Here is a 22,731-nt window from a genome sequence, read left to right on the forward strand (position 1 = left end):
ATGGCAGATAAAGAGAGTGAAAACAAGGCGTTACTCGAGCCTTTTCTGTCGGTGACAAAAAACAGCGGTGAAGTTATTCAACTCCACCCCAATAAAAATAACACCGTACAACCGGTCGCTTTAATGCGCCTGGGTCTGTTTGTTCCTACATTGAAATCCACAGCGCGCGGTAAATCAGGCGCGATGGCATCGACAGATGCAACGAAAGAGCTGAAGAACCTTTCTTTAGTAAAATCGGAAGGTTATGAAAAGATTACCATTACCGGCGCAAGGCTGGATATGGATAATGATTTCAAAACCTGGGCCGGTATTATTCAGTCTTTCTCGCGTTATCCCTCAAAGGGCGACACTGTGACGCTGCCGTTTATCGATTTCGTTAAGATGTGCGGGATCCCTTCGGCAAACTCTTCGGCCGCGTTACGTAAGCGTTTAGATGCCTCTCTGAGACGCATTGCCACCAATACGTTGTCCTTTGAAGGTAATGGCAAAGCCTATCACACTCACCTTGTGCAATCGGCGTATTACGATCGTGAAAAGGATCTGGTCCGCATTCAGGCCGATCCTAAGTTGTTCGAGCTCTATAACTTCGACCACAAAGTGTTACTGCAGCTGCGGGCCATTTCGCGTTTGAAGCGTAAAGAATCAGCTCAGGCGTTGTATACCTATCTCGAAAGTTTGCCGACCAATCCGGCGCCAATTTCTCTGGCGCGTTTGCGTATGCGTTTAAACCTGGGCTCGAAAACCACCACGCAAAATCACGTGGTTCGACGTGCGATGGAGCAGCTCAAAGAGATCGGCTATCTCGACTACTCGGAAGTGAAACGTGGCCGCTCAGTGTTCTTCATCATCCATAGCAGGACGCCAAAACTCGATGGCATCAGCAACCTCGAAAGTATCGATTCGCTGGAAGATATCGAATTCGAAGAGTGATTTTACACGTTCACTGTAGTCAGCAAATGCCCTCAAGCAGTGTCACTTTTTGAGCAAAAGTGACACATGCTTTTCTCATAGCATTCACTGTAATCAGACACCCGCAAGCAATTCACTGTAATCAGCAACGTTCACTGTAATCAGAAACCTTCTGCTTTTGTCATGTCTTCTGCGATGTCTTCAACCGCGTTGCGCCCTTTCTAAGCTACATTTAAAGATAGTGAGTACTTACAAGGGCGGCACCGCTTCACTCAAATTCCCTTTTCATTGCCTTTCTACTGATCACAGTGAACGTTTGTTCAAGCGCTCGCTTTCACTGATTACAGTGAATGCTAATCGCAGGGCTGCGTACTGAATACAGTGAACGATCAAATGCAACTTCTTGATTTATATGTATCAATAAAGCCAGGTCCAACGTGATTCACTGTAATCAGCAGATGAACTGTTAATACAGCCAGTAAAAGTGACAGGGTTGGTCACTAAGCTGATTACAGTGAACGTTTGGCCTGCCTTCTCACTACAGTGAACGAAAGCGAGGGAAGTTCGTACTGACTCTTATATGCTGCTTGAAGTGCACGTCACGCTGTCACTGATTACAGTGAACGCTGTCACCACTTCCCCTGCCCCGCCGGTTTTGCAGCATGACAATCAACAGCTCATCGCGTCGCTTTTACTGAATACAGTGAACGTAGATGCTGATTACAGTGAACATCAGCATCACTCAGCTGTCATCAAGAAAGCCATTTAACGTGATGCATGTACTGATTACAGTGAATGTCGGAGGGGGCGTTCCGTTGATTTCGGTGAATCGTTTATGGCGATTTCAGCTACATCCATTTGACGGCAAAGATCGGTTTACTGATTACAGTGAACGCTCGTATCAAAGTACTAAACAAGCTTTGCTGATTACAGTGAACGTTCTTCACCGGGTCATAACTTTTACTGATTACAGTGAATGTTCTGTCGAACTTGCAGATTTGACTTACTGATTACAGTGAACGTTTAATCGAAGCGCGATAAGCATCTACTGACTACAGTGAATCTTTTTTGATGATGAGCATAAGGCTTTCACTGATTACAGTGAACGTTAGGCGTTGAGAATGAAATGTCATCAAGTTTTACTGATTACAGTGAACATCCCAACAATGCGAACTTCGTCGTTGCTCGCTTGCCTGCTCCTTTCGTCCACATAGGCTCTACTGATTACAGTGAATCTTCGCCCGCGATTTACTGATCACAGTGAACCTTTTACTGATTGCAGTGAACATTTGCCCTCTTCTGCTTGCTGACTACAGTGAACGTTCCAGCAATTTCAGCCGCAAGCGCCCTTCTCCTTTCTCTATCAGAAAGCCTTCCAAGGAAAAACCAGCTACTGATTACAGTGAACCTTTGTCCCAATGAGCAAGAAAACAGCGGTTCAAAGTTGTACAAATAAACGTAATGGCTAAATAACGAGCACTGATTACAGTGAATCTTTGCGTTAAACTGCTCTTAATCAAGGTGTTTCCATATAACTGATTCTTCCTGTGCAGAAGAGATATATTTGCCTCGTGTGCTGGATTTATGTATAAAGTCATAAATCCTACATGTGTGGAGCAAGTATGGCTAACGATGAGAAGCAAGTTCTGAAGGTTGCACAACGTTCAGAAAGAATGCTGATGAGCCTGACAGAACAGATTCAGGCGCAGAAAGAAGAGTTGCGGGAAAACACGTTCTATCAGGTTTACGCTAAAGCGGCGTTAGCCAAACTGCCAAAATTGACGCGTGCGAGCGTGGATTACGCTGTAAACGAGATGGAAGAGAACGGTTATCCGTTCGATAAGCGTGCAGCGGGCAGCTCAACCAAGTATGCGATGTCGATTCAGAACATCATTGATATCTATCACCATCGCGGCGTGCCTAAATATCGCGATCGCCATCATGAAGCCTTCAGCATCTTTGTCGGCAACCTTAAAGGCGGCGTGTCGAAAACGGTCTCTACCGTTTCGCTGGCACATGCATTGCGCGCCCATCCGCATCTGCTGTTTGAAGATTTGCGTATTCTGGTCATCGATCTGGACCCGCAATCCTCCGCCACCATGTTCCTGAACCACCAACGTTCAGTAGGATTAGTGGAAGCTACCGCTGCGCAGGCGATGCTGCAGAACGTCAGCCGTGAAGAGTTGCTCAACGAATTTATCGTTTCATCGATTATTCCGGGCGTTGATGTGCTGCCGGCGTCAATTGATGACGCCTTTATTGCCTCGCGTTGGGAAGAGCTGTGTGCGGCTCACCTGCCCGATCAAAACATCCACGCGGTGCTGTATGACAATGTCGTGGCCAAGCTGAAGAAAGATTATGACTTTATCTTTATCGACAGCGGCCCGCATCTTGATGCCTTCCTAAAGAACGCCATTGCCGCTTCGGACTTGCTGATGACGCCAGTGCCTCCCGCGCAGGTAGATTTCCACTCTACGCTGAAGTACTTAACGCGTTTACCGGAGTTGATTGGCATCATTGAAGAATCGGGTGCAGCCTGCCGTTTGCAGGGCAACATCGGCTTTATGTCTAAACTATCGAATAAAGCGGACCACAAGCTGTGTCACAGCCTGGCGAAAGAGATTTTTGGTGGCGATATGCTTGATGCTGCCTTACCGCGTCTGGATGGCTTTGAGCGCTGCGGAGAGTCGTTTGATACCGTTATCTCGGCCAATCCATCAACCTATGTGGGCAGCACCGAAGCCTTAAAGAATGCGCGTTCAGCGGCGGAAGATTTCGCGAAAGCCGTATTTGACCGTATTGAATTCATTCGCCTGAACTGAGGTTACTATGAGCGCAAAAAGAATCACCATTGGCCGAACCTTCAGCCAGACACCATTGCAGACTGAGGAAAGCGCCGATGGCCATTCTCAGACCTTTATCCTGGCGACGGGCAAACGCGCCCTGTTCACGCTGGAACACATCCCTGCGAAAGAAATCGAAGAGAAAACCTTCGTTAAGATGGAAACCAATGGCCGCGATCAGTCCGGCCTGACACCAGAATCGCTGCGCGACATCATTCGTACTATTAAATTGCAGCAATTTTTCCCGGCGATTGGCGTAAAGCGTGACGACCGCATTGAGATTCTCGATGGTTCACGCCGTCGTGCTGCGGCTCTTCACTGCAAAACCGGGCTGGATGTGCTGGTCACTGAAGTGGCTATCTCTGCGGAAGAAGCGCGTCGTTTAGCGCAGGATATTCAGACCGCGCGCGAGCACAACCTGCGTGAAGTGGGCATGCGTTTGCTGGCACTTAAAGATGGCGGATTATCGCAAAAAGAAATTGCGCAAAGCGAAGGACTTTCTCAGGCCAAAGTAACGCGTGCATTGCAAGCCGCAAGCGTGCCGCTTGAGCTGGTGACGCTGTTCCCGAATCATTCTGAGCTGACTTATCCAGACTATAAATCGCTGCTGCAAGCTTACGAGAAGCTGCAGGAAACCGGACAAACGGTTGATGCACTGATCGATACCATCGGCATGGATGTTGATACCGTATGCGCACGCGATGGTTTAGCGGAAGATGAAGTGAAGAACGGCATTCTGCGTTTAGTGCGTAACGGCAGCCAGACGCTGATTCAGTCACCGGCGAAAGACAAAACCGTTGCGACGCCTTTGTGGAGCTTCGCCGATAAAGATCGTTTTGCGCGCAAGAAAACGCGCGGACGCATGTTCAGCTACGAGTTTAATCGCCAGTCAAAAGAGTTGCAGGAAGAGCTGGATAGAGTGATTAACGAGACGCTCAACAAGTATCTAAATCAGTAAGCGAAATGCCGCCTTCGGGCGGTTTTTTTATGCCCTTCTCAATGCCTCGCCAGCGCAATTTCAGCGCTAACTGTATGAAATATCGATTGTCGCTGCGGAAATTTCAGGCTGAAATCGCCATCATTTCAACCAGCAGCTAAAAGGCATCCGGTTCTAACTCACCAATACCGATAAACTAACTGCAGCCAATTTAACCAGCTGCGCGCTAAACCGGCAATCGCCAGTGAAGGCATAAAAGCCGAGCAACAACCGAATAGAATTTCAACCATTCGCCCAAGTGATTTCATCTCTATTGCCATGAAAAATATAGCTTTTTAAATAAAATTTCAGGCTGAAATCGCCAGATAAGATTGTAATTTCAGCCATCAACTCAAGACCCAAAGCGAGATTAGCCAGATGATATTCAACGATTTATCCACAGAAAGCGTGGATAACTTTCAAGACTAACCTTACTCAATCAACGCCAGCGCTGATGAAAATTGCCAGACTGCATCGCGCACCCGCACCGGTTTATTAATCAGCCCCAACGCATAAAAACGATCGGCGATTGTCTGCTGCTCTTTAATCACTTCGAAGGCCATCGCACGCGTTTTGTGGCTGCGACGTGTCAATGCGCGTTCTACTGACGCAACTTCCAATCCCAGCTCCTGAGCCAGTAATATTGAAGCTTCGTAACGATGACTATCGATGAACAAACCCGTTTGCTGCAAACTCTCCACCAGCTGCCTGAGAATGTCATCGTGCTGTTCGACGTAATCACGTCGCGCCAGATAGAACTGATGATTGCGTACGCGCCCTTCACCATTAACCAAAATCCGCAGCTCGGGATTACTCTCCGCAGCGCTGAGCAACGGATCCCACATCATCCACGCATCAACCGAGAGATAATCACTGGCGGTCAGCGGATACTTAGGCGGCGTATACACCACTTTGAGTTCATCCAGACCAATGCCTGCTTCTTCCAGTAACTGCAGCAGAAGCCAGTGAACGTTCGAGCCTTTATTAACCGAAATGCGCTTACCGCGCAGATCGCTGATGGTGCGAATATCACTGTCATGCGGCACCACAATGCCAACGCTGCTTGGCGCCGGTGGCTCCCACGCGATATAAGTCACCGCATTGCCGCTCGCCTGGGCGAAGATCGGCGGCACTTCGCCGGTAGTACCAAAGTCGATTTCGTTGTTTTGCAGTGCATACAGCAGCTGTGGCCCAGCAGGAAACTCACTCCACAGCACGCTAATGCCTTGCTGAGCGAAGCAGTGTTCGAGGCTTTGGCGGGCTTTTAACACGCCGAGATTACCAAACTTCTGATATCCGATTCGTAACTCGCGTTCCTGCGTTCCATGCGCATTGGATGAAGACGTAGAAACAAGCGCTTTGCGGCGTCCTTTAATCATTCCCTGATTCGCCAGATGCGTGCGTAAGGTGTGGCGGCTGATACCTAATAGCGCTGCGGCCTGAGTTTGATTCTGATCTGTCATCGATAGCGCATTGCTAATCAGGCTGCTAATAACGCGATCAAAAAGTTGCTGCGGCTGGCTGGCTAGCTGCTGCTGAAGAAAACTGTCGAGTGTAGAATCGTTTGACTCGCTAAAACCATGTTCACTGTAACCAGCAAGTCGCAGCTGTGCGGGCGTCAGCGTCTCTTCGCGGCTCAACAACACGGCGTTGTGCAGCGTGTTTTCCAGTTCACGGATATTGCCCGGCCAGCTGTATTCGCGTAGCGCCTCAAGCGCATCAGGTGAGAGACGCCGTGCCGGACGGCCTAAGCGTCGTGCGTAGAGAGCGAGGAAGTGTTGCGCCAGCAGAGGAATGTCTTCACGACGCTGACGCAGCGGCGGCAATGGAACAACCGCAATATTCAACCGATAAAACAGATCTTCGCGGAAGCGGCGTTCGCGAATCGCCTGCGCCAAATCCACATGCGTTGCCGCGATAACCCGCACATCCACCTTGATCGCTTTACGCGATCCCACGCGCGTAATCTCGCGCTCCTGCAATACGCGAAGCAATTTAACCTGCAATGAAGGGCTGAGTTCACCAATCTCATCCAGCAGCAAGGTGCCGCCTTGTGCGGATTCAAACCAGCCGGGATGTGACTGTGTCGCGCCAGTAAAGGCGCCTTTCTCATGGCCAAACAACTCGGCTTCAGCCAGGCTTTCCGTTAGTGCGCCGCAGTTAACCGCCAGAAAAGGACCGTGACGCCGCTGGCTGTGATGATGCAGATAACGCGCCACCACTTCTTTGCCTGTGCCGGTTTCGCCGACAATCAGTACGGTGGCATCCGTGGGGGCGAATTTATCCAGCAGCGATTGAAACGCCAGAGAGGCGGGATCGACTAAGCGCGGAGAATCGGTGTGATTATTAAAGGTGGTTAGCATGGCATTGAGTCCGGTAACGAGCATATCGCTACGCTAAATGCTCACGCTGACTATTAACACCATGTAAAAAGCATAAGCAGTTGCATATGCAGCAATAGCTGTTGCGTCAGAGTTGCAATTGCAACTCGATATACCGTAACCAACAACGTTAACTCTCTGAAATGCGGCACTTCACGCTAATCAACAACCTGGCACGCTTTCTGCTAACAGCTATATAACCAAATAAGCAGTTCAAAATGATCATTTTTTAATAAAGTTATATAGGAAAAGCATAATGGCCGATTCCGCGAACGATAAAATTAATGTCTTCTGGTTTTTACCGACGCACGGTGATGGACGCTACCTCGGCACCACCCAAGGCGGACGCCCGGTCGATTTACCCTACTTACAGCAAGTGGCGCTAGCCGCCGACAATCTCGGCTTCTACGGCGTATTAATTCCTACTGGTAAAAGCTGCGAGGATTCCTGGCTGGTTGCCTCGGCGTTAGCGCCTATCACCAAACGTCTGCGCTATTTAGTAGCGGTGCGTCCTGGCTTGCAGCCGCCAACGCTGGCAGCACGCATGGCGACAACGCTTGATCGGCTGTCCGAAGGACGTTTATTGATTAACGTGGTGACCGGTGGCGATCCCGTTGAGAACAAAGGCGACGGCATTTTCCTCAACCACAGTGAACGTTATGAAGTCACTAAAGAATTCCTTGATGTCTACAGCCGCCTGATGCGCGGGGAGAAAGTGGATTACGAAGGCAAACATATCCACGTTGAAGGTGCGGAGGTGCTGTTCCCGCCGGTGCAGGAGAATGGTCCGCCGCTCTATTTTGGTGGTTCATCAGAGGCGGCGATTGATGTGGCTGCGGAACAGATCGATACCTATCTCACCTGGGGCGAGCCGCCAGCGCAGGTTGCCGAGAAGCTGGAAGTGGTGCGCGCGCGTGCGCAACAGCGCGGACGTAAACTGGAATACGGCATTCGTTTGCACGTGATTGTGCGCGAGACCGAAGAAGAAGCCAAAGCGGCGGCAGATAAGTTGATTGGCCATCTTGATGAAGAGACTATTGCGCAGGCGCAGAAAATCTTTGCGCGTATGGATTCTGCCGGTCAGGCGCGGATGAGCGCATTGCACCAAGGTTCGCGCGACAATCTTTATATCTCGCCGAATCTGTGGGCTGGCGTTGGTCTGGTACGCGGTGGCGCGGGCACTGCGCTGGTCGGCAGCCCTGAGCAAGTGGCTGAACGTATCCGTGAATATCAGGCGTTGGGCGTCACCAATTTTATTCTGTCTGGATATCCGCATCTGGAAGAAGCGCATCGCGTGGCCGAATTGTTGTTGCCGCTGCTGCCACTGGCGAATGCGCAACAGCAGCGTGAACGCACCATTAATACCGGGCCGTTTGGTGAAACCATTGGTGGCGATAAGCGACCTTCAAAACAGACGAGCGCCAGCTAATGCAGGAGAAGGCAATGGCAACGACACAGGTAATCATTGTTGGCGGTGGCTTTAGTGGCACAGCGTTGGCAATTCATCTCGCACGAACCTCATCGAGCAGATTACTGATTACAGTGGTCGAACCGCACGCCAGTCTCGGCGGCGGCGTTGCCTATTCCACGCAGGAGCCCGCGCACCGCATCAACGTGCCCGCTTCGCGCATGCAGTTAAGCGGAGAAGAGCAGGGCGCGTTTGATCGCTGGTATCGCCAGCAGCCGGAATGTTCACTGGATTCAGTAGCGCACTGCGACGACGGCGCGGTCTATCCGCAGCGCAGCCTGTTTGGTCGCTATCTGGCAGAACAGTTTGTGGCAGCGGCGCAGGCGCATCCACACGTCACGCTGCGCCATGTGCAGGCCAGCGCCATAGCCTGGGAAGGCGAGCAGCTTTTACTTAGCAACGGCGAAACGTTGCAAGGTGATGTGATGGCGTTAGCGATCAGTCATCCGCCGCCTTCGTTGCCGCGTGCGCTGCAACCGTTCTCGACACATCCGGCGTTGATTGCCAATCCGTGGCAACACGGCGTACTGGACGCCATCGATCCTCAATCCTCAGTGGCGATTATCGGTACCGGCTTGAGTATGGCCGATGTGGTGGCTTCGCTGGGCACCAGACAGCATCGTGGCCCGTTAATCGCATTCTCGCGCCGTGGGCAGCTCTCACGCGACAACCTAAGCGGTGAGTGGCCTGAATGGACGTTAGCCCCGCAGGATGCGTCCAGCGCGCGTCTGTGGCTGCGACATATCCGCGCCGAGGTTGCGCGTGCCGCTGAACAGGATTTGCCGTGGCAGCGTGTGCTCGATCAGGTGCGTGTGCATGGTCAGGATATCTGGCAATCGCTGCCTTTGCGCGAGCAGCAGCGCTTCGTCCGTCATTTGCGCTCGTGGTGGGATGTGCATCGCTATCGTATAGCACCGCAGGTATCAGCGGTGATCAACGCACGTCGGCAACAGGGCAGTCTGAAGGTGCTGGCCGCGCGCCTTATCGACATCTCTAAACTCGGCAATCAGCTGCAAATAACGCTACGCACGCGCGATGGTGCCAGCGAAACCCATCGCCTCGATCATCTGATTGTCACCACCGGTCCTGGCCATGAAGCCTTAACCGCCAGCCAGCCACTGCTGCAATCGCTCAGCCAGCAAGGTTTAATCCGCGCTGACCGGCTCGGTTTTGGTATTGATGTTGACAGCCAGTCGCACACGCTCAATCTCAGCGGCCAGCCCAACGCGCGACTGTTTGTCGTCGGTCCCGCTGCGCGTGCGCGCTTCGGTGAACTGATGGGATTGCCGCAGGTCGCCGATCACGCCGCCGACGTGGCGAAGCATATTTTACAAGAACTGCAAATCGCTCATGCCGAGCGATGTCCCCCTTCAGCGCTTTAATCTCTCAACATCCTAAAAATTAACTGACGAACGCCGGGTCGTAACACGATCACGGCCTCGCTATGGAGATTGCTATGCCATCGCAACGTGAAATTCGCTTGAACGCATTTGATATGAACTGTGTCGGACACCAGTCGCCGGGTTTGTGGGCGCATCCGCGTGACCGTTCCTGGCAATACAAAGATCTGGAGTATTGGGTCGATTTGGCGCGCCTGCTGGAACGTGGCAAATTTGATGGCCTGTTTATCGCCGACGTGCTCGGCGTTTACGACGTCCTCAACGGCAACGGCGATGCGGCGATCCGCCAGGCGACGCAGGTACCGGTCAACGATCCGCTGGCATTGATTACGCCAATGGCGCTGGTCACTGAACATCTTGGCTTTGGTCTCACCGCGTCGCTGTCGTTTGAACATCCCTATCCGTTTGCGCGCCGCTTATCGACGCTCGATCACCTGACCAAAGGCCGCATCGGCTGGAACATCGTCACCTCGTATCTGGAGAGCGGGGCGCGCAACATTGGGCATAAAACCCAGACCGATCACGACAGCCGCTACGATTATGCCGACGAGTATCTGCAAGTGGTGTACAAGCTGCTGGAAGGCAGCTGGGAGCAGGATGCGGTATTGCGTGACCGTGAACGCCGCATTTTCAGCGACCCGCGCAAAATCCATCCCATCAATCATCAGGGCACCTTCTTCAACGTGCCGGGCATTCACCTGTGTGAACCGTCACCACAGCGCACGCCGGTGCTGTATCAAGCGGGTGCATCGAGTCGCGGCAAACAGTTTGCGGCAGAACATGCCGAATGCGTGTTTGTTGCTGCGCCGTCAAAAGTGCTGCTGAAGAAAACCGTCGCTGATATTCGCCGCCGCGCGGCGGAAGCGGGGCGCGATCCTTACAGCATCAAAATCTTCAATCTGCAAACCGTGATTGTCGGCGAAACCGATCTGGCGGCGCAGGCGAAGTGGAAAGAGTACACCAGCTGGGTCAGCTACGAAGGCGCGCTGGCGCTGGTGTCGGGTTGGACCGGCATCGACTTCGGCCAGTATCAGCCGGATCAGGTGCTGAAATATATCCACACCAACGCCATTCAATCGGCGGTCGAAACCTTCTCCACCGCCGATCCCGATCGTCAGTGGACGGTAAAAGCGCTGGCGGATTGGGTTGGGATTGGCGGCTTTGGTCCGCTGATTGTCGGCAGCGCGGAAACCGTCGCTGACGAGTTGCAAAGCTGGGTGGAAGAGACCGACGTCGATGGCTTCAACTTCGCCTACGCACTAACACATGAAACCTTTGAAGATGTAGTGGAGCTGCTGATCCCGGAGCTGCAAAAGCGCGGCGTCTACAAAAAAGAGTACGCGCAGGGCACGCTGCGCGAGAAGTTATTCGCCGCCGGTCCGCAGCTGCAGGCACCGCATCCGGGCGCAGGCTATCGCGTTAAATCCTCCACGCTGCAGGAGGTCTCATGATCGAAATAGATAACCTCAGCAAACACTATCGCGCGCCCGACGGCCGCCAAACCGAGGTGCTGAAATCCATCAGCCTGCAGGTGCCGCAAGCCAACATTACCGCAGTGGTTGGGCCGAGCGGCGCGGGTAAATCGACGCTGGCGAAGTGCATCAGCCTGCTGGAGCAACCGAGCGCCGGCAGCATCCGTGTTAACGGCAGCGATCTCTCGCGGCTGGATGGCGAAGCACTGCGTCAGGCGCGTCGCTCGATTGGCACCGTTTTCCAGTCTTCCGCGCTGCTGCAACGCAAAACCGCGTGGGAGAACATCGCCTTGCCGCTGCACTATCTCGGCGTGGTGGATCGCGATATCGCCGCACGCGTGGGCGAATTGCTGGAGAGCGTAGGTCTCAGCCACAAAGCCAAAGCCTATCCCGGCCAGCTTTCCGGTGGTCAGCGGCAGCGTATTGGCATCGCGCGGGCGCTGGCGTTGCGCCCTTCGGTGTTGCTGGCGGATGAGGCCACCTCAGGACTCGATCCCGAAGCCACCGTCACCGTACTCGACCTGCTGAAAAAACTGCGAGATGACTACAAGCTGGCGATTGTGCTGATCACCCATGAAATGGATGCGGTACGTCAGGCGGCGGATGCGGTAGCGGAAATTCGCGACGGCCAAATCGTGCAGTACGGCGTGGTGAAAGAGTTGCTGGCGCAGCCGGATTCGCTGTTGGGACAGCGCCTGTTCCCGCTGGCGGCGCAGGCGGGTGATGCCGAGCTGGTGTTGCAGCTCAGCTATCGCACCGATGTGCCGGTCGCCAGCGACTGGATATCGCGCCTCAGCCAGCAGTTTGGTCTGCGTATTGATCTGCTCGGCGCGCACGTTGAGCAGGTGAACGGTCTGCAAGCGGGCCGCCTAAAGGTGGGCATACACTATCAGCAGGAACGCGTGCCGTTGGCGCGTTTGCTGTCGCAGCTGGAACAGCTGGGCTTAGTTGCCAGTGTTTCCGGCAGCGTGTTGCCATTGCGGGAGGCGGTATGAGCGTATCAGTGATGAGTCAGGATACGCCGTGGCCAGAAATCCCGGCGTTGATGCTGCCCGCTCTGGGCGAAACCGCATTGATGGTGGTGATCGTGATGCTGTTCGTGGTCACCTTCGGCGGCATCGTCGGTGTGGTGCTGTTTAACACCTCATCGCGCGGTCTGTTTCCGCATCGCGGTATTAACCGGGTGCTGAGTTGGATTGTGAATATGGGTCGTTCGCTGCCGTTTCTGGTGCTGATGGCGGCCATCATTCCGTTCACCTTCTGGCTTACCGGCACCACCATCGGCATTCCCGCCGCCGTTGTGCCGATGATCGCCGCCGGCATTCCGTTCTTTGGACGTCTGGTGGACAACGCGCTGCGTGAGCTGCCCGGTGAAGTCACGGCGGTAGGTTTGGTGTGCGGCGGATCGCGCTGGCAGATCATCCGCTCGGCACAACTCAGTGAAGCGCTACCGGCGATTGTTGCGGCGGTGACGCTCAACCTGATCTCAATGATTGAGTACTCCGCGATTGCCGGCACCATCGGCGCGGGCGGGATCGGTTATCTGGCGGTGGTGTACGGTTATCAGCGCTTCGACAACCACATCATGATCGCCACCATCGTGGTGCTAATCGCCCTCATTCAAACCATCCAATTTCTCGGCGACCGTTTGGTCACCGCATTACGCCATCCTCAGGGGACATCGTTATGACAACACAAGATTTCGAACTGCGTAAAACCCGCCGCTGGCCGTGGCTACTACTGATTATAGTGGTCGTTGTACTTGCTGCAGGCGGCTGGTTCTGGCGCGGCCAACAGGCGCAGGCGGTGGTATTTGGTACCACGCTGAAGGTGCATTTTGAACCGGCGATGGCCGGTGAGCAGAAGCTGATTGAATACGTTGGTGAGCACATCGCGCCGGATTACGGTCTGAAGCTGGAAGCGGTGGGCGTGCAGGATCCGGTGCAAGCCGACCGCGCGGTAGCGGAAGGACAGTATGCTGCAACGGTATATCAGCACCAATGGTGGCTGAAGCAAGTGGTGGATGCCAACGGCTTTGCGCTGACCTCAACGCTGCCGCTGTTCCAGTGGGCGTTTGGTATCTACTCCGATCGCTACACATCGGTGGCGGATTTACCGCAGGGCGCGACCATTGTGGTGCCGGATGACGGCGCCAATCAGGGCCAGGCATTATGGTTGCTGGCGCGTCAGGGTTTTATCACGCTCGACCCCAACGTTGAGCCGCGCACGGCCAAACTGAAGAACATTGTCGGCAATCCGCACGGCTTCGTGTTTAAAGAGCTCGATCTGCTGACTATGCCGCGTGCGCTTAACTCGGTGGATGCGGCGATTGGTTACGTCTCGCAATTTGATGCCGGTAAAGTGCCGCGCGAAAAAGGCATTCTCTTCCCGCCTGCACCGCGCACTTTCGCCTCTCAGCTGGTGATTGGCACACCTTATCTGGACCAGGAAAACATCGAGAAGCTGAAAAAAGCCTTCTCCGATCCGCGCGTCCAGCAGTGGTTAAAGACCACCGACGATCCGCTGGTAAAAGGCGTGTTGGTGCCGGTCTCAGCCGACTAATTTTGTGTTGATTGCACACCCGGACGCGTCAGGCGGGTCCGGGTTTTTGTGTTGGCGAAAATTAAGTTATCTAATTGATTTTAATGTAAATTAATATCAAGAATTGTTGTTTTGGTACAGCCAATAAAACGCTTATAACAACCTCACCTGCATTACAAAACAACAACGTGAGGCGTTATGAGTTCTCTTCCTTTAGAAAACACCATCCCGGTTTCCGAACCGGTACGTTCGGTCAGTGACGTGGCTAGACTGATCAACACTCGCAGCAAAAATGACAACTACGCGCGCATGATTGTGTTCCTTGCGCTCGGCGGCGTGTTCCTCGACGCCTACGATCTCACCACGCTTTCGTACGGCATCGATGATGTGGTGCGTGAGTTTCAGCTCTCACCGCTGCTCACCGGTTTAGTGACCTCCTCAATTATGGTTGGCACCATTGTCGGTAATCTGGTGGGTGGCTGGCTGACGGATAAATATGGTCGCTATTCGGTGTTTATGGCCGATATGTTGTTCTTTGTGGTTTCAGCGATTGCGGCGGGCTTAGCGCCGAATGTTTGGGTGCTGATTGGCGCACGCTTCCTGATGGGCGTTGGCGTCGGGATCGATTTGCCGGTGGCGATGTCCTATCTGGCGGAGTTCTCCAAATTCGCCGGTAAAGGCAACAAAGCCGCACGGCTCGCAGCCTGGTGCCCGATGTGGTACGCCGCGTCAACGCTGTGCTTCCTGCTGATCTTCGCGCTCTACTTCCTGCTGCCAAAAGAGCATCTTGACTGGCTTTGGCGCGCGTCGCTGCTGTTCGGTGCGGTACCGGCGTTGCTAATCATCGCGGTGCGCAGCAAATTCATGAACGAATCGCCCCTTTGGGCGGCGAATCAGGGCGATCTGAAATCGGCAGTGCGCATCCTGCGTGATTCCTACGGCATTCACGCGCATGAAGCGGAACATCAGGCGCCACCGGCCGCTGCAGCGCCGAAAGTGAGTTTCCGCGTGCTGTTTGAGAAACCGTGGCGCGAACGCACCATCGTCGCGGGTGTGATGAACATCTGTATCTCATTTGAATACACCGCCATTGCTTTCTTCTTGCCGTCGATTCTGGCGCAGTTCCTCGGCGCGGGCGTGTTTGAAACCATCTCCGCCTCGCTGGGCCTCAACGCACTGTTCGCCTTCACCGGTGGCCTGCTCGGCATGCGTCTGGCGTGGAAATATCCGTCGCGCCACGTCGCCATCGCTGGCTTTGCCCTGCAATTCTTTGCGCTGATCGCGCTGGCGTTGATAGGTCATCCGGAAGCCATCGCCGGAATCGTCTTTGCGGTATTGATGCTCGGTTTGTGGCTGTTTGCTGAAGGCTTCGGCCCGGGCGCGCAGCTGATGGTCTATCCGGCGCTTTCCTATCCAACCTCGATTCGCGCGACCGGCGTGGGCTTCAGCCGCGCACTTTCCGGCATCGGCAGTGCGTTAGCGCTGTTCATCCTGCCGATTCTGCAAGCTGCACTCGGCACCAACATGTTCTGGGTGGTTTCGCTGGCGGCGATTATCCCCATCTTCTTCCTGCTGGCGGTGCGCCACGAGCCCACGCTGCATGACATCGACGATCTTTCACATCAGGAGTCACCATGAGTTTACTGGCAACGGGTACCGATTATGAGGCGCTGACAGCGCACTTCCGACCGATCTTCGCGCGCATCGCTGAAGAAACGGTAGCACGCGAGCGGGAACGCATTTTGCCGCATCAGCCGATTAGCTGGCTTAAAGAGGCGGGATTCGGCACGGTGCGCATTCCAAAAGAGAAGGGCGGTTGGGGTGCATCGCTACCGCAGCTGTTCCAGCTGTTAACCGAACTGGCGGAAGCCGACTCCAATCTGCCGCAGGCGCTGCGCGCCCATTTCGCATTTGTCGAAGACCGGCTGAACCAGCCGGACAGCGCGGAACGCGATCGCTGGTTTGGCCGTTTTATCGATGGCGAGCTGGTGGGCAGCGGCTGGACGGAAATTGGCACGGTAAAACTCGGCGATGTCATTACGCGCATCACGCCAGGCGAAAGCGGCTGGACACTGAGCGGCGAGAAGTTTTACAGCACCGGCACGCTGTTCGCCGACTGGATTGACGTCTATGCGCGCCGTAACGATAACCAGGGCGATGTCATCGCTCTGGTGAACACTCACCAACCCGGCGTGACGCGTGAAGACGACTGGGACGGATTTGGCCAGCGCTTAACCGGTAGCGGCACCACGCGTTTCGCTAATGCCCATGTCGAGCAGGAACACGTCTACGATTTCGCTACTCGCTTTCGTTATCAAACCGCCTTCTATCAGCATGTGTTGCTGGCAACGCTGGCGGGAATTGGTCGTGCGGTGGCACGCGATGGTGCGCAGGCGGTGGCGGCACGAAATCGGGTTTACAGCCACGGCAACGGCGGCGTTGTGCGCCTCGATGCGCAGATTCTGCAGGTCATCGGGGAGATCACCAGCCTGGCGTTTGCGGTAGAAGCCACGGTGATCCGCGCGACACATTCACTGCAATCAGCATATGTTGCCCACGTGAGCAGCGATGAAGCGCAAGTTGCCGCAGCGAATGTGCTGGCCGAAGCCGAAGCGGGCCAGGCACAGGTGATCGCTAGCGAACTGGTAACGCGCGCCGCTACCGAGTTGTTCAACGCGTTGGGCGCATCAGATACGCGCGTCAGCAAAGCGCTGGATCGTCACTGGCGCAACGCGCGAACCGTATCGTCACATAATCCGGTGGTGTACAAAGCGCGCGATATCGGCGACTGGAAAGTGAATGGCACCGCCCCGACGGGGATTTGGCAGATTGGCAGAGGCGAGGGCTGATAAACCAGGTGCGCATGAATGCGCACCCTACAAAACCTTGAAATGCGCACCCTACGAATCCCTGAATTGTAGGGGCGCCATTTATGGCGACCATAACTCACAAACCTCTCAAATCATCACGTTACATCACAATGTGAATCAGAAACCAATTTAAAACTGTTCAGTTTTAAGCCAAAATTTATATTCTCGATTGCTGATTTATTAATTATGATTGGCCCTGATTTTTTTGAATGGATATCAATAATAGGGAGCAACAGAATGCAATCAGCGCGACGCCTTAGGTTAGGCGCGGACCGTGATTAAAAGGGGGCTGAGACATGACTGAACGCGATATTTTCAGTGAACTAATGACGGGTATGCAGGAGCTGAAAGATCATCAAGACGGAAAAATCACGCTCATGACCTACAAGGTCAGCAAGCGCGCGTCCGTCACCATCGCGGCACAGGAGCTGCGTGATGTAGGCGAAAAACTCAACCTGTCTCAGGCCGTTTTTGTGCGTATTACGAATAAAAGATAAATCCAGGCCATTTATCAGGCCCGGATTAATTAATAATTTACTTCTTATCCAGCGACCAGGTCGCGCTACGCACATCCACTTTCACCGGTAGCAGGCCCACGCGCGTAAAGGTGTCCGCTAACGCCTGCTGCTCATCAAACACCTGTGGTGACATGCGCGATGCGCCATAAGGCAGACGTTTAATGGTGGTTTGCCAGATGGCTTTATCCAGGCCGGTCGATTTCGACAGAATCGCTGCCGCGTCATCCGGATTTTTGTTCGCCCAATCGCTGAGTTTACTCAGCTCATCGACCACCTGTTTCGCGGTATCAGGATGTCCTTCCGCAAACGGGCGGCTGGCGAGATAGAAGGTGTAATGCGGCACCAATCCTTCTGCGTTGCGAATTTCACGCGCACCGGCGTTGGCTTCCACTTCTGCCAGGTACGGATCCCAAATCACCCACGCATCAATTGCGCCTTTCTGGAACGCAGCGCGCGCATCGGCAGGCGGCAGATACACCGGCGTCACGTCTTTGTAGTTAAGCCCCGCATCTTCCAGCGCTTTCACCAGCAGATAGTTAACGTCAGAACCTTTGTTCAGGCCGACGCGTTTGCCTTTCAAATCGGCCACGCTGTTAATCGCGGAATCTTTCGGCACCACGATGGCTTCCGTTTTCGGGTTAGCCGGAGAATGACCGAGATAGATCAAATCGGCTTTCGCGGCCTGCGCGAAGGCGGGCGGCGCATCGCCGGTAGCCGCCAAATCAATGCTGCCGACGTTTAAGCCTTCCAGCATCTGCGGGCCAGCCGGGAATTCCACCCAACGGATAGCAATGCCTTCCTTTTTAAAGGTTTCATCCAGCGTGCCGCGATATTTCAGCAGAGCAAAGATGTTGGCTTTCTGATAGCCGATGGTGACGGTTTCTGGGTTAGTGGCAAAGGCGTGTGTGGAGAGCAGGCCAACGCTGAGAGCTAAAGCGCTCAGGACAGGAAGTTTTGCTTTCATGATGATTCTCGTGTGGTTTTTTTGCCACCTTAGCAAAGCCCTTATATAACCAATAAATAACTAATTTCGATCGCTTATAACCATTGCTTATGTGATCTGGATCATTCACTGTAATCAGCAAACAGGGTTTGGATTTCCATAGATGCCTATATAATTAGCACGGTAATAATTTGTATAACAAATCAAAATGCCATTACTAAAAGCTTCTGTCAGGATAAGTAATTCCGCTGCCTGCATAAGGTCTTACCCGTTCTATGAAGTGGTTTTCACGAAGCGCAGTGCTGTTTTCTGCCAAAACCTGTCTTGCCGCCTTTCTGGCTTTTTACATTGCTCTGGAACTCAATCTCGATAAACCGGCCTGGTCACTGACTACAGTGTACGTTGCCTCGCAGCTCTATTCGGGCTCGACGGTATCGAAATCGGTTTTCCGTTTCTTCGGCACCCTGCTGGGCGGGCTGTTTACGCTGCTGATCTATCCCGCCACGGTGCAGGATCCGCTGCTGTTCAGCCTGTGCATCTCACTTTGGGTGGCGGTTTGTCTCTATCTTTCGCTGCACGACCGCACGCCGAAGAGCTACGTGTTTATGCTGGCGGGCTACAGCGCGGCAATCATGGGTTTTCCCGACGTGGTGTCGCCATCGGCCATCACTTATACGGTGATTTCCCGCGTTGAGGAGATCACCGTGGCGATTGTTTGCAGCAGCCTGGTACATCGCCTGCTATGGCCGGTCTCGATGCGCAATCTGTTAGAGCAGAGCGTTAACCAGTGGTATCAAAATGCGCGCAAGCTGTGCAGCGAGCTGGTCACGGTGATGCCCGCTGAAAAGTCGGTGGAGCGCGAAGATATCCTGATTCAGATGGCCAACTATCCGCTCAACGTCGAAACGCTCATCACGCATTGTGTGTATGAAGGCGATGCCGCGCGACGTCTGGTGCGTTTAGTTAGCGTGCAATATCAGCATCTCTCCTATTTCATCCCAACGCTGACGGCAATCGAGTCGCGCCTCAATCTGCTGGCGCAGCAGCAAATCCGTTTTCCCGACTACATCGCTGAAGTCTTCCAGCAATTTTTGCTGTGGCTAAACGGTGAAGATCAGCTGCCGGTGCGCGACAAGCTCAGCCACGCGCAGGAGCAGCTGAAACAGGCGTGGCAAGAGGGCAGGCTCAACAGCGAAGAGAGCATTCTGCTGATGGGATTACTGGAACGCCTGCTCAATTTTGTGCGCATCGCTGATGCCTATCAAAGCGTTAGCGAACGCGTCAGTGAATGGACGCCCGCCGTCAAAGCCGGAAAGATGGCGCGTGCGCATAAACACGTCGATAAAGGTTTATTGCTGCTGTCGTCGTTCACCGCCTTTATTGCCACCTTCGTCACCTGCGTATTTTGGATCGGCAGCGGCTGGGTGGATGGCGCCACCGCGCCGATGATGGCGGCGGTGCTGTGTTCCTTCTTCGCCGGCATGGACAGCCCAATTGCACCGATGAAGCTGTTCCTGAAAGGTGTGCTGATCTCCGTGGTGATCAGCCTGTTGTATATCACCTTGCTGATCCCGCAGGCGGTGACCTTCGAAGCGCTGGTGATCTGCCTTGCGCCGGGCTTGCTGGCGCTGGGATTGGTTATCGCTAATCCGTCGACCAACCTGATTGGCCTGATTGTCGCCACGCAGATTCCTGGCTTGATTGGCATGAGCCACAACTTTAAGCCCGATCTACAGCTTATAGTGAACGCTATCCTCTCGACGCTGGTGGGCATTACCTTCGCGGAGGTGATCACGGCGCTGATTCGCAACAAGCGTCCGTCGTGGACCGCCAAACGTGCGGTGCGCAAAGGTATCCGCGAGCTGCTGCATTTTATCGCCACGGTGCGGCTCAACAGCGTCACGCTGACCGCGCGGCAGCAGTTTGTTTCGCGCACACTGGATAAGGTCAACATCATCCTGCCGCGTAAACGTGTCGATCCAGTGCCAGAGTTGGTCTCCGGTGGCAATTTGATTGCCGAAGCCTGGCTGGGCGCAAACTGCTACGACTACTACACGCGTCATCGGGAGCTGCTGCTGGCGCATCACATTGAAAGTGCAGCGATGTTCCATGAGCTAAGTCAGTTCCTTAAGCGCCGCTTGAAGTCGCTGCAAACCACGCCGCAACCGGAATTGCTGGTGGAACTGAACACGCTGTTGCTGCGACTGGAAACGGCGGCGCTGCAGGAGAACACGCTGTTTGCGCCCATGTTCCACCTGTTCAATATTCGTTTATCGCTGTTTCCTGCGGCGCGCTGGCCGGAAAACCATTACAGTGCTGAACAGCATGTTTAAAACGGAGTTAAGCAGATGAAAATGATCGGTTTGATTGGCGGGATGAGCTGGGAATCCACCGCGCTCTATTACCGTATTATCAATGAGCAGGTGAAGCAGCAGCTAGGCGGTTTACACTCCGCGCGCAGCCTGATGTACAGCGTTGATTTTCATGAAATCGAAAAGTTGCAGGCCGCAGGCGAGTGGCAACAAGCGGGCGAAATTCTGGCAGAAGCGGCTGTTAGCCTGGAGAAAGGTGGTGCAGATTTTATCGTGCTCTGTACCAACACCATGCACAAAGTCGCGCAGCAGATCACCGATGCGGTCAGCATTCCGCTGCTGCATATCGCCGATGCCACGGCGCAGCGCATTCGTCAGGCGGGCGTGAAAAAAGTCGGTTTGCTGGCGACGGCGTTCACCATGGAGCAGGAGTTCTATAAAGGCCGGCTTAATCAGTCGGAGATTGAGGTGCTGGTGCCCGATGCAGCAGGCCGCAAAGTGGTGCACGACATCATCTATCAGGAACTCTGTCTTGGCGTGATCCGCGATGAATCACGCGCGCAATACCGCAAGATTATTGCCGAGCTGGTGGAGCAGGGCGCAGAAGCGATCATTCTCGGCTGCACCGAAATCACTTTGCTGGTGAAGACGGAAGATTCCAGCGTTCCGCTGTTCGATACCACCTTGATCCACGCACAAGACGCCGTAAAACTCGCGCTTTTGTAGGGTCGCCATTTATGGCGACCATCCACATTTCATAACGCACAAATCTATGCACAATGGGTCGCCATAAATGGCGACCCTACATAAAAGGTACAAAAACTCATCAAAACGCTGTTTCCAGTGAATCTGTGACGCAATAATCATCATCCACCAGCGGTAGATAGCGCCATTTATCGAATGCGGTACAAGGATGCGAAATACCGCAGCCAACCCAATCGCCCACCTGCAATGGCTCATCATCCGGTAATAACAGATAAGCGTGCTGATCGTTTACATCACTGATACGCAGATGCGTTGCCGCGCGCGGTGCGCTGCCATCGGCGTTGCGGATCCACAGCGGATTCGGCAGATCCTGATCGAAGGGTACATCGCGACGACCAAAATCTACGAACGCCAGGCCCGGTTCTGGACGCGATAACACGCGGCCCCAAATCTCCAGCGCGGCAGAAAAATGATGTGTTGCGCCCGGCTGAGCAAAGGGCGCGATGCGCGCATACAATCCGCTGTCGTGCGCCATATAGGCACCGGAACGGATCAGCGGCGTCATCGGCAGCGGCAGTTTTGCTGCGGTAAAGCAGGCTGTCACCACATCAAACCAGGCGCCGCCACCGGCGCTGAGGATGATGTGATCGCTGCCGAACAGCTGCTTTTCCGCCAGCAATTCAGCGGTAGCGATCATCATCTGGCAGTAATCCTTCACGCGCTGAATGCCGCTCTCATCGCGGCCTGCGCCGAGCGCGCCTTCATATCCGGCTACGCCCACCAGCTTGAGCGCGGGGCAGGCGGCGATCGCTTCGGCAATCGCCACTGCGTCCAGCTGAGAACGACAGCCAGTGCGGCCGCCGCTTACTGACATCTCCAGCAGCACCGAAATCTGGCTGTCGCCGAGGTTCTGTGCCAAAAGCTTCACGCCTTGCAGCGAATCGACATAGCACAGGAAGCCGTGATCGGGATGCTGCTGCTGCCACTGCGCAATCCAACGAATGCCCGCCGGATCGACCAGTTCATTGGCGAGAAACACATTGCGGATGCCGAACTGGCGCAGTGCTCGCACCTGCGCAGGTGTGGCGGCACCCAAACCCCACGCGCCGCCTTCGGTAATCGCGCGGCGCAGAATGGCGGGGGACATCGAGGTTTTCCCGTGCGCGGCGAGCATCACGCCGTTTTCACGGCAGAAGTCCGCCAGCTGGCGCAGGTTATTCTCCAGCGCCGACTGCTTCATGATCATCAGCGGCGAGAACACCTGATCGCTGCTAAGTACTGCGGTGCCGACAGCCAGCGGCGACTCACCGGCACCCGCAACCGATTTAAAACGTGGCGCGGTTTGCTGCGCATCCAGTAATCCATCCGCCTGCAGCGGAAAGCGAATCGACAT

The 22,731-nt window shown here is 54.3% G+C and carries 18 protein-coding genes; 15 read left to right on the forward strand and 3 right to left on the reverse strand.

The annotated features are described in order from the left end of the window. From VIJ98_RS20025 to VIJ98_RS20040, 4 genes are all read left to right on the forward strand, one after another. Window positions 1–930 carry a RepB family plasmid replication initiator protein gene (locus VIJ98_RS20025; RefSeq protein ID WP_007886110.1) on the forward strand — a complete coding sequence of 310 codons (930 nt, stop codon included), beginning with the start codon at window positions 1–3 and terminating at the stop codon, window positions 928–930. A 559-nt stretch (window positions 931–1,489) separates the two neighbouring features. Continuing rightward, complete coding sequence (locus VIJ98_RS20030) at window positions 1,490–1,678, forward strand: hypothetical protein (protein WP_154156640.1); 189 nt, start codon at window positions 1,490–1,492, stop codon at window positions 1,676–1,678. An 853-nt stretch (window positions 1,679–2,531) separates the two neighbouring features. Further along, window positions 2,532–3,731 carry an AAA family ATPase gene (locus tag VIJ98_RS20035; protein ID WP_008109176.1) on the forward strand — a complete coding sequence of 400 codons (1,200 nt, stop codon included), beginning with the start codon at window positions 2,532–2,534 and terminating at the stop codon, window positions 3,729–3,731. 7 nt (window positions 3,732–3,738) lie between these two features. After that, window positions 3,739–4,710, forward strand: a complete 972-nt coding sequence (locus VIJ98_RS20040) for a ParB family protein (RefSeq protein ID WP_008109175.1) — start codon at window positions 3,739–3,741, stop codon at window positions 4,708–4,710. 449 nt (window positions 4,711–5,159) lie between these two features. Here VIJ98_RS20040 and VIJ98_RS20045 read toward each other — a convergent pair whose 3' ends face one another. Continuing rightward, window positions 5,160–7,091 (reverse strand): sigma-54-dependent Fis family transcriptional regulator, encoded by a 1,932-nt coding sequence (locus VIJ98_RS20045; protein ID WP_323271222.1) that lies wholly within the window; start codon window positions 7,089–7,091, stop codon window positions 5,160–5,162. Between the two features lie 274 nt (window positions 7,092–7,365). Between VIJ98_RS20045 and ssuD the strand changes: the two genes are divergently transcribed. The 9 genes from ssuD to VIJ98_RS20090 all read left to right on the forward strand — a co-directional run bounded on the left by ssuD (window position 7,366) and on the right by VIJ98_RS20090 (window position 17,357). Beyond that, on the forward strand, window positions 7,366–8,538 hold the full coding sequence (gene ssuD / locus VIJ98_RS20050) for an FMNH2-dependent alkanesulfonate monooxygenase (RefSeq protein WP_154156643.1): 1,173 nt from the start codon (window positions 7,366–7,368) through the stop codon (window positions 8,536–8,538). Window positions 8,539–8,552: 14 nt separating this feature from the next. After that, window positions 8,553–9,959: an FAD/NAD(P)-binding protein gene (locus VIJ98_RS20055; protein WP_323271223.1), complete on the forward strand. Its 1,407-nt coding sequence runs from the start codon at window positions 8,553–8,555 to the stop codon at window positions 9,957–9,959. A 74-nt stretch (window positions 9,960–10,033) separates the two neighbouring features. Beyond that, window positions 10,034–11,428, forward strand: coding sequence for an LLM class flavin-dependent oxidoreductase (locus VIJ98_RS20060; RefSeq protein ID WP_008109171.1), 1,395 nt, complete (start codon window positions 10,034–10,036; stop codon window positions 11,426–11,428). Further along, a complete protein-coding gene (locus tag VIJ98_RS20065; RefSeq protein ID WP_323271224.1) occupies window positions 11,425–12,444 on the forward strand; it encodes a methionine ABC transporter ATP-binding protein in 1,020 nt (339 codons plus the stop codon). The genes VIJ98_RS20060 and VIJ98_RS20065 overlap by 4 nt, the downstream gene beginning before the upstream one ends. Beyond that, the gene (locus tag VIJ98_RS20070; RefSeq protein ID WP_154156646.1) at window positions 12,441–13,139 is read left to right on the forward strand and encodes a methionine ABC transporter permease; all 699 of its coding nucleotides are present in this window, start codon (window positions 12,441–12,443) and stop codon (window positions 13,137–13,139) included. Before VIJ98_RS20065 ends, VIJ98_RS20070 begins: the two co-directional genes overlap by 4 nt. Further along, window positions 13,136–14,011 carry a MetQ/NlpA family ABC transporter substrate-binding protein gene (locus VIJ98_RS20075; protein ID WP_323271225.1) on the forward strand — a complete coding sequence of 292 codons (876 nt, stop codon included), beginning with the start codon at window positions 13,136–13,138 and terminating at the stop codon, window positions 14,009–14,011. Before VIJ98_RS20070 ends, VIJ98_RS20075 begins: the two co-directional genes overlap by 4 nt. A 177-nt stretch (window positions 14,012–14,188) precedes the next feature. After that, complete coding sequence (locus VIJ98_RS20080) at window positions 14,189–15,628, forward strand: MFS transporter (protein ID WP_258145537.1); 1,440 nt, start codon at window positions 14,189–14,191, stop codon at window positions 15,626–15,628. Further along, complete coding sequence (locus VIJ98_RS20085; RefSeq protein WP_323271226.1) at window positions 15,625–16,839, forward strand: acyl-CoA dehydrogenase family protein; 1,215 nt, start codon at window positions 15,625–15,627, stop codon at window positions 16,837–16,839. Before VIJ98_RS20080 ends, VIJ98_RS20085 begins: the two co-directional genes overlap by 4 nt. A 317-nt stretch (window positions 16,840–17,156) precedes the next feature. Further along, window positions 17,157–17,357, forward strand: coding sequence for a hypothetical protein (locus tag VIJ98_RS20090; protein WP_008109162.1), 201 nt, complete (start codon window positions 17,157–17,159; stop codon window positions 17,355–17,357). A 37-nt stretch (window positions 17,358–17,394) separates the two neighbouring features. Here the strand turns inward: VIJ98_RS20090 and VIJ98_RS20095 are convergent, their stop codons facing one another. Then, window positions 17,395–18,342 (reverse strand): sulfonate ABC transporter substrate-binding protein, encoded by a 948-nt coding sequence (locus tag VIJ98_RS20095; RefSeq protein ID WP_323271227.1) that lies wholly within the window; start codon window positions 18,340–18,342, stop codon window positions 17,395–17,397. 254 nt (window positions 18,343–18,596) lie between these two features. Here VIJ98_RS20095 and VIJ98_RS20100 point away from each other — a divergent pair, with 254 nt between their 5' ends. Next, on the forward strand, window positions 18,597–20,654 hold the full coding sequence (locus VIJ98_RS20100; RefSeq protein WP_323271228.1) for an FUSC family protein: 2,058 nt from the start codon (window positions 18,597–18,599) through the stop codon (window positions 20,652–20,654). Between the two features lie 15 nt (window positions 20,655–20,669). Beyond that, complete coding sequence (locus VIJ98_RS20105; protein WP_154190755.1) at window positions 20,670–21,359, forward strand: aspartate/glutamate racemase family protein; 690 nt, start codon at window positions 20,670–20,672, stop codon at window positions 21,357–21,359. A 100-nt stretch (window positions 21,360–21,459) separates the two neighbouring features. On the opposite strand, the gene VIJ98_RS20110 is transcribed toward VIJ98_RS20105, so the two are convergent. Then, window positions 21,460–22,731, reverse strand: coding sequence for an alanine racemase (locus VIJ98_RS20110; protein WP_323271229.1), 1,272 nt, complete (start codon window positions 22,729–22,731; stop codon window positions 21,460–21,462).

It is taken from the genome of Pantoea sp. S18 (assembly GCF_045689705.1).
GTDB lineage: Bacteria > Pseudomonadota > Gammaproteobacteria > Enterobacterales > Enterobacteriaceae > Pantoea > Pantoea symbiotica.